Below are 8,015 nucleotides of genomic sequence, written 5' to 3'. Positions count from 1 at the left end.
ACTACCCGACCGCTAATCGCGTAAACGGCACCGATTCGCCCGCACACCGTAGCGGTCTGCGCGCCAGGTCGCATTCGGCCGAATGGCGCGATCGCGTGATTCCGAATCCGTCGCCTCCGCGTCAGGATCGCAGTTGTGGGCGCTGGTCGGTGTGCCTTGACTTCCCGGACATCTGTCGTTCTTCGGCACTTTCTCCACGACGAAGGAGGTCCGCGATGGATCTGGTTTCCACGGCCGGACTGCGCGTCAAGTTCTACTCGTTCGCCGCTCTGACCGCTGTCGGAATCGTCATCGGCGCGCCCATCTGGAGCATCGCGGCAGCCGCCTTCCTCTGTGCCGCGATCCCACTCGCGGTCGCGCTCCAGGGCACTGGGCGGGTCCGCGCGCTCTTCGTCCCATCCCGGGTCGCCAAGATGGCGGCCCCTCAACGAGAGGTTGTTCGCGATGCGCAAGTCCGATGAGTTCGGGATGCACTCGAACGGCAACGGGTCACTTGTCGGAACCCTTCCGCGTAACCCGGCAATCGACGACACCCATCCCGACCTGGTCACCCCGCCGTCGACCGACGACGGTCTGCTGCCCAACATGGTGTTCCCCTTCTCGCTGGCCCACACCCGCCGGGAAAGCGGCGGCTGGACCCGGGAGATCACCGACCGACTCCTGCCGATCGCGCACGACCTGGCGATCATCGACATGAAGCTCGACCCGGGGGCGTACCGGGAACTGCACTGGCACATCCAGTCCGAGTGGTCGATCATCCTCAAGGGCAGCGGCCGCATCGGCGCGGTGGACCAGGAGGGACGCAACTTCCTCGAAGACGTCAAGGAAGGCGACCTCTGGTACTTCCCGGCGGGCATCCCGCACTACATCCAGGCCTTCGAGGAGGGCATGGAGTTCCTCCTGGTCTTCGACGACGGGTGCTACTCCGAGGACGCCACCTTCCAGCTGACCGACTTCCTCGCGCACGTGCCCAGGTCGGTGATCGCGAAGAACTTCGGCTGGACCGAGGAACAGATGCGCAACCTGCCGGAGCGCGAGAAGTACATGTTCCACGGGCAGGTGCCTCCGCCGCTGGCCGAGCAGCGGGTCTTCAGCCCCACCGGCGACGTGCCGCGGACCTTCAAGCACGCGTTCCTCTCCCAGACGCCCGAGCGGTTCGAGGGCGGCAGCGTACGCATCGCCGACTCGACCAACTTCGCCGCCGCGACCACCACGACGGTGGCGATGGTGGAGTTGGAACCGGGCGCCATGCGGGAACTTCACTGGCACCCCAACGGCGCCGAGATGCAGTACGTCATCTCCGGCCAGGGCCGGATGGGGGTCTTCAGCGGCGGCTCCACGGCCCGGACCTTCAACCTGCAACGCGGCGACGTCGGCTACGTGCCGATCTCACTGGGCCACTACATCGAGAACCTCGGCGACGAACCGTTCGTGTACCTGGAACTGTTCCGGACCGCGAAGTTCGAGGACATGTCACTGGCGCAGTGGCTGGCCAATGTCCCGCCGCAGGTCGTCGCCGACACCCTCAACATGCAGCGGCAGGTCATCGAGGTGCTGCCGAAGGTGAAGAACGCCGTGCAGCGGCACTGAGGACGAGCCGCGTACGCGGACACCACGACCAGCACACCCGGTCGTGGTGTCCGCGTGTGGGCGTCCGTCGAGGTCAGGAGGGCGGGCGGGCGTCCCAGCGGCGGGCCAGTTGTACCCGACTCCGGATGCCGAGCTTGGTGTAGATCGCCCGTAGGTGGGTGTCCACGGTGTGGAACGAGATGAAGAGCTCGGCGGCGGCCTGCTGTTTCGTCGCGCCACCGGCGAGCAGTTCGGCGACCCGCGCCTCGGCGGGGGTCAGTGCGGCCGGCCCGTCGGGCCGGACCGCGCTGCGGGTGCGCGTACCGGCACCGAGCTGCTGGCGGTGCTGCCGCGCCCGGTCGTGGTCGCCGGTGGCGCCGAGCCGCGCGTAGAGGGCGGCGCACTCGTCGAGGACGTCGATCGCCTCCTCCCGCGGTACGCGTGCCGACCGGCCCAGCTCGAACAGCGCATCGGCCAGCGCCGGACGTGCCGCCGTGGTACGCAGCCGGGCCACCGCCGTGGCCAGCGCCGCGGGATCACCGGTGATGATCCCGTCGGCATGATGGGCGATGCCCTGCCAGAGCCGGTTGTTCACCGTGCCGGCGACCCGCTTCAGGTGGTTGGTGAGGATCCGGGCGTGCTGCTGGTCGCCGAGCAGCAGGGCGGTGCGGACCAGTCGTGGGCCGTGGTGCGGCACCAGCAGAAGGGGAGCCGCCGACCGGTTCGACATTTCCAGGATCGCCCTGAGCAGGGGAGCGTGCCGGTCGGGTTCGGGGTCTGCGGCCGCGGCGGCGCCCAGGTGGAACCACCCGAGGCCGTCCGGCCAGTCCAGTGTCGGCTTCTCCGGCGTCAGCAGGGCCCGGGCCATGGAGACCTCGCCGCGACGCAGCAGGTCCTCCACGACGGTGGCGAGCAGGGTGGCACGGGCCTCGTCGGTCAGCGCGTCGGCCTGCGGCCCGTCGAGGGCCAACCGGGCTCGTGCCCCGGCCTCGGCGAACTCGCCCACCGCCAGACGAGCGACGCAGTCCAGCGCGGTGACCAGCGGCCACGCCACACCACCGAGCGTGTCGATCTCGTCGGTGACGGCATCGAGGGCGCTTCGTGCGTCGGTGAACCGGCCGAGGGATAGCTGGTTGGCGATCCGGTCGACCCGCAGGAAGACCAGTTGGCTGCGGGCCGCTGGCGCGTCGGCGTCGACGTCCTGCAGGATGCGGCTGGCGCTGGGCAGGTCGGCGGCAGCCGTGGCCTGGGCCGCCCGCGCCAGGGCCAGCCGGATCTCGCCCTCGGCGGTGGGAACGGCACGATGTGCCTGCTGCGCCTCGGCCAGCAGATCACCGCTGTCGGCGTAGCCGAACCGGGCGGCCACCGACGCCCGCATGGCGAGCGTCCAGCTGCGCTGCGCGCCGTCCAGGTGTTGGTCAAGCGCCCGTTCCAGGTAGGTCATCGACAGCGAGGGACGCTGGGTGGCGTAGTAGGCGCCGAGCCGGCCCAGCAGCAGGGCGCGCTGGCGTGGGCCGTACCGGTCGACGGCCAGCTCGGTGCGCAGCAGGTGCATGGCCTCGGCGAGCCGCCCGGCGAGGAAGAGGTTGTCGGCGGTGGCGACGAGCCAGTCCAGGAGACGATCGGCCGTGTCGGGTGGCCCGCCCGCGAGCAGCAGGTCCGCCGAGAGGGTCGGACCCACCGCCGGATCGGTCGCCAACCGGGCGGCCAACTCTCGGGTGGTTCCCGCCGCCGTCGGCATGGCCCGCAGCAGGTGGCGGGCGGCCTGGGCCGGGCGGCCGGCGTCGGCCAGCACCTCGGCGGCGCTCTCCCGCAGTCCCCGCTGCGTCGAGGCCGGAGTCTCGGCCAACACTCCGTCGCGCAGTCGCGACGAGGCCAGTCGCAGGCCGGCCGGGCTGTCGACGAGCGTTCCCCGGGAGATCAGGTCTTCCAGCGTGGTGTCCAGCGCCGGCCAGGTCGGCACGCCCGCGCGGGCCAGCAGCCGGTCGAGGAACCACAGTTCGCAGGGCGCGTCGGCGATGGCGATCACCCGCAGGACGTACCGCTCGATATCGCTTGTCGCCGGTGACCCGCCGGTGGACATCTTGGGACGTCGCACGGATGCCTCGGGCATCGCCATCACCTTTGGTCAGTGCCTCCCCGAATTCGACTCTCGGACGCCACTGGCAGTCGGGAGCCGCTATGGCGAGGCTAACCAGGCGAGGGTCGGATTCGGACCGGAAACCGAGATGCACGCGAGGAGAATTCGGCGATCGACAGTTGTCGGTGGGCGTTTTCTGTACCCCCGGCTATTCGGCGGTATCCACCCATTCGGTAACCGTGGTTCGGTAAGTTGCGAAGTCATCGGCACCCGTCGCAACGACGCCGAACCCTACGGGACCGCCCGAACGGACAGCCAGGTGTGGAGAACCGATGTCACGTGCCGAACCGCCTGCCGAGGCGAATCGGTCCGGACCCGACCTGGAGGACGTGTACAGCGAGTTCCGCCATCCGATCGTGGTGCTGGGCGTGACCACGGTGGTCGCCGGTTTCCTGGACGCCTTCGCATTCCTGCGCTACGGGGCCTTCGTGGGCAACCAGTCCAGCAACGTGCTGTTCCTGGGCATCGGACCGGCCGGCGGGCATCCGGCCTGGCCGACGGCGGCGGCGTCGATGCTGGCGTTCATCGTCGGAACGGGCCTGACCAGCCGGCTACGCGCGGTGGACAGTCGGTGGTCGCCGGTGTTCCGTGGGCTTGCCGTCGCCGTGGCCGCCGTCGCGTTGTGGACGGCGCTCAACGTGGTGTTCCAGTACGGCCGGGACAGCCCGCAGCTTCGGGCGCTGCTGGCGGCCGTCGGTGGGTTCGCGATGGGGGCCCTGGCCACGCTGTTCGTCCGCACCGCCGGGGTGGCCACCACCATCACCTACCAGTCGGGCACGGTGGCGAAGACCGGCGAACGGATCGTCGGCTGGCTGCTCGGCCCACCGACGGGCCGCACCAGGGCCAGGAAGGGTTTCCTGCTCGGGCTGTGGACGCTCGCCAGTTACGCGGTGGGTGGTGCGCTCGGGACCGTGGCACAGCACCGACCGCTGTGGGTGCCGGCCTGGGCGACCGTCGTCCTGCTGGCCGTGGCGCCCCTGATCCGGCACCGGTCCTGACCCACCCGTGGGCCGCGCCGACCCTCAGTACGACAGTCCCGGCTGTGGCTGGTTGACCCGACGGCGGCGCAGCACCACCTGTCGGGTGCCGTCCCGGTACAGCCGCACCTGGGCCAACTCCCAGCCGGAGAATTCCGCCTGAATCGCCAACTGCGCCGCGGCGGTCAACCGGTCGACGTTCGGCGGCAGCCGCAGCGGCGCGTATTCGTAGTCCATGAGCCCTATGCTGCCCAGGCCGACCCCCATGACGCCACCCTGGGGCTGACCTCGCCTCGGACGTGCGGGTCAGCCGTCGCGCTCGGGGTAGCCGACCTCCACCGCCGAGACGTCGTCCAGCGCCGTGGTGATCTCCTCGGGCAGGGTCATCCGCTCCACCTGGAGCGCACCGAGCAACTGCCCGCAGGTGCGGGCGCCGAGGATCGGCGCGGTCACCCCGGGGCGGTCCCGGATCCAGGCCAGCGCCACCTCCAGCGGAGACACCCCCAGGCCGCTCGCCGCGGTCGCCACCGCCTCCACGATGCTGGAGCAGCGCGGCTCCAGATAGGTAGCGACGAACCTCTCGAAATGGGGCGAGACCGCCCGGGAGTCGGCCGGCCGACCGTGCCGGTACTTACCGGTCAGCACCCCCCGACCCAGCGGCGACCACGGCAGTACACCCAACCCGAGCGCGTCGCAGGCCGGCAGCACCTCCCGCTCCACCCCCCGCTCCAGCAGCGAGTACTCCACCTGGGCGGCCACCACCGGGGCCCGCCCCGGCCAGGCCGCCTGCCAGGCCGCCGCCCGGGCCGTCTGCCAACCGGAGAAGTTCGACACGCCGACGTAGCGGACCCGACCGCTGGCCACCGCGTGGTCCAGCGCGGCCAGGGTCTCCTCCAACGGCGTCTGCGGGTCGTAGCCGTGCACCTGGAACAGGTCGACGTAGTCGGTGCCCAGCCGGCGCAGTGAGGCGTCCAACGTACGCAGCAGATGCCCCCGGGAACCGTCCCGACGCCGGCTGCCGCCGGGACGCAGGCCGGCCTTGGTGGCGATGAGCAGCTCCTCGCGCGGCACCAGACCGCCCAGCAGCGAGCCGATCACCGACTCGGCGTCCCCGTCGCCGTACACGTCGGCGGTGTCGACGAGGTTTCCACCCGCGTCGAGGTAGCTCTTCAGTTGGGCGGCCGCGTCATCGGCGTCGGTGTCCCGACCCCAGGTCATGGTGCCGAGCGCGAGCCGGGAAACCGCCAGCCCGCTTCGGCCGAGCGGTCGCTGCTGCATGGTTGAACCTTATTTCGAACCGGGCCAGACCGATATCCTCGCTCCTGCCGAGTCTGCTCGCGATTCGGGGTGAGCCGGTGATCGTCCCTACCGCCACCATTGCGTAACCTGATGCGACTGCGGATAGGGGAGGACTCTGTGCGACTCGGGCTAAGCCTCGGATACCAGACAGCGTGGAGCACGCCGGCTGATCATCTGGCCCTGGCTCAGGAGGCGGACCGGCTCGGTTACTCCGTGGTGTGGGCGGCGGAGGCGTACGGTTCCGACTCGCCGAGCATGCTCGCCTGGATGGCCGGGCAGACGCAGCGGATCGACATCGGCAGCGCCGTGATGCAGATTCCCGCCCGCACACCGGCGATGACCGCGATGACCGCCGCCACCATCGACACCCTCTCCGGCGGCCGGTTCCGGCTCGGCCTGGGCGTGTCGGGGCCGCAGGTCTCCGAGGGCTGGCACGGCGTACGCTTTGGCAAGCCACTGGCCCGCACCCGGGAGTACGTCGACATCGTCAAGATGGCGGTGGCCCGCAAGGAAGTCAGCTACGACGGCCAGTTCTACACCCTGCCGCTGCCCGACGGGCCCGGCAAGGCGCTGCGGCTGGGGTTCCACCCGCCGCGCGAGGAGATCCCGATCTACCTGGCCGCGGTCGGGCCGAAGAACCTGGAACTGGCCGGCGAGATCGCCGACGGCTGGCTGGCCATCTTCTACGCCCCCGAGTACGCCCAGGAGCAGCTCGCCTCGGTGGCCGCCGGTCGGGCCCGCGCCGGTAAGGAACTCGCCGGCTTCGACGTGGTGCCCTCCGTACCGGTCGTGATCGGCGACGACGTCGACTCCTGCGCCGAACTGGTCCGCTGGTACGCCGCCCTGTACGTCGGCGGCATGGGCAGCCGGCAGCAGAACTTCTACAACCAACTCGCCACCCGGATGGGGTACGGCGACGCCGCCCGCGAGGTCCAGGACCTCTACCTGGCCAAGCGGCAGCGCGACGCCGCCGCCGCGGTGCCGCTGGAGTTCATCGACCGTACGTCGCTCCTCGGGCCGAAGGAACGCATCGCCGAGCGGATGCGGGAGTACGCCGAGGCCGGCGTGACCACCCTGTCGGTGACGCTCTTCGTGGCCGACCGGGACAGCGGGGTGCAGACGCTGCGTACCGTCGCCGAGGCCCTGGAGCTTTCGGGAGTCGGGGAGTGACCTGGATCGAAGCCATCGTCCTGGGCATCGTCCAGGGCCTGACCGAGTTCCTGCCGGTCAGCTCCTCGGGGCACCTGCGGATCACCTCGGCGATCTTCTTCGACCAGGACGCGGGTGCCTCCTTCACCGCGGTGACCCAGTTGGGCACCGAGGCGGCCGTCCTGCTCTACTTCGCCAAGGACATCTGGCGCATCGGCCGGACCTGGACGGTCGGGATCTGGGACTCGTCGGTCCGTTCCAGCCTCGACTACCGGATGGGCTGGTACGTGATCGTCGGGTCCATCCCGATCGGGCTGTTCGGCTTCCTGTTCAAGGACCAGATCCGGGAAACCGCCCGCAACCTGTGGGTCGTCGCCACCACCCTCATCGTGTTCGCCTTCATCCTGGCCTTCGCCGAGTACTGGGGCCGGCAGACCCGGACCCTGAAGAACTTCCGGATGCGCGACGGCGTGGTCATGGGTTTCGCCCAGGCGCTGGCACTCATCCCCGGCGTGTCCCGCTCCGGCGCGACACTGACCTTCGGCCTGTTCCTCAACCTGACCCGGGAGACGGCCGCCCGGTACTCGTTCCTGCTGGCCATCCCGGCAGTCGTGATGTCCGGGATCTTCAGCCTCGGTGACGTCTTCGAGCCCGCCGCACCGGGCACCTCGGTGCCCAGCGTCGCGCAGATGGTCGTCGCCACGCTCATCGCGTTCGCGGTCGGCTACGCGGCCATCGCCTGGCTGTTGCGCTACGTCGCCCACCACACGTTGTACGTCTTCGTGCTCTACCGGGTGGCGGTCGGCACCCTCGTCCTCGCCCTCCTGATGACCGGGACGATCAGCGCCACCTGACCGGTTCTGACGTGGTTGCGGTGAGGG

At 70.2% G+C, this 8,015-nt stretch carries 8 protein-coding genes; 5 read left to right on the top strand and 3 right to left on the bottom strand.

All coding sequences use genetic code 11. The annotated features are described in order from the left end of the window. The first annotated feature begins 215 nt into the window (after nt 1-215). Together Vgi01_RS30110 and Vgi01_RS30105 are read left to right on the top strand one after the other, a co-directional pair. Nucleotides 216-461: a hypothetical protein gene (locus Vgi01_RS30110; RefSeq protein WP_102659171.1), complete on the top strand. Its 246-nt coding sequence runs from the start codon at nt 216-218 to the stop codon at nt 459-461. Then, entirely contained in the window at nt 445-1,590 is a 1,146-nt protein-coding gene (locus Vgi01_RS30105) for a cupin domain-containing protein (protein WP_204293320.1), read from the top strand. Before Vgi01_RS30110 ends, Vgi01_RS30105 begins: the two co-directional genes overlap by 17 nt. Nucleotides 1,591-1,663: 73 nt before the next feature. On the opposite strand, the gene Vgi01_RS30100 is transcribed toward Vgi01_RS30105, so the two are convergent. Continuing rightward, on the bottom strand, nt 1,664-3,682 hold the full coding sequence (locus Vgi01_RS30100; protein ID WP_204293319.1) for a helix-turn-helix transcriptional regulator: 2,019 nt from the start codon (nt 3,680-3,682) through the stop codon (nt 1,664-1,666). Between the two features lie 299 nt (nt 3,683-3,981). Between Vgi01_RS30100 and Vgi01_RS30095 the strand changes: the two genes are divergently transcribed. Further along, nucleotides 3,982-4,707: a YoaK family protein gene (locus Vgi01_RS30095; RefSeq protein WP_204293318.1), complete on the top strand. Its 726-nt coding sequence runs from the start codon at nt 3,982-3,984 to the stop codon at nt 4,705-4,707. Between the two features lie 24 nt (nt 4,708-4,731). Here the strand turns inward: Vgi01_RS30095 and Vgi01_RS30090 are convergent, their stop codons facing one another. Both Vgi01_RS30090 and Vgi01_RS30085 read right to left on the bottom strand, forming a co-directional pair. Continuing rightward, nucleotides 4,732-4,923 (bottom strand): DUF5703 family protein, encoded by a 192-nt coding sequence (locus tag Vgi01_RS30090; protein ID WP_102659174.1) that lies wholly within the window; start codon nt 4,921-4,923, stop codon nt 4,732-4,734. A gap of 69 nt (nt 4,924-4,992) precedes the next feature. Next, nucleotides 4,993-5,964 (bottom strand): aldo/keto reductase, encoded by a 972-nt coding sequence (locus tag Vgi01_RS30085; protein ID WP_204293317.1) that lies wholly within the window; start codon nt 5,962-5,964, stop codon nt 4,993-4,995. A 138-nt stretch (nt 5,965-6,102) separates the two neighbouring features. Between Vgi01_RS30085 and Vgi01_RS30080 the strand changes: the two genes are divergently transcribed. Continuing rightward, nucleotides 6,103-7,155: an LLM class F420-dependent oxidoreductase gene (locus Vgi01_RS30080; RefSeq protein ID WP_102659175.1), complete on the top strand. Its 1,053-nt coding sequence runs from the start codon at nt 6,103-6,105 to the stop codon at nt 7,153-7,155. After that, nucleotides 7,152-7,988: an undecaprenyl-diphosphate phosphatase gene (locus Vgi01_RS30075; protein ID WP_102659176.1), complete on the top strand. Its 837-nt coding sequence runs from the start codon at nt 7,152-7,154 to the stop codon at nt 7,986-7,988. Before Vgi01_RS30080 ends, Vgi01_RS30075 begins: the two co-directional genes overlap by 4 nt. Nucleotides 7,989-8,015 lie beyond the last annotated feature (27 nt).

Source organism: Micromonospora gifhornensis (assembly GCF_016863515.1).
Taxonomy (GTDB): Bacteria; Actinomycetota; Actinomycetes; order Mycobacteriales; family Micromonosporaceae; genus Micromonospora; species Micromonospora gifhornensis.
The sequence above is the reverse complement of the archived record's forward strand: the minus strand, read 5'-3'. Positions and strand labels throughout refer to the sequence as shown.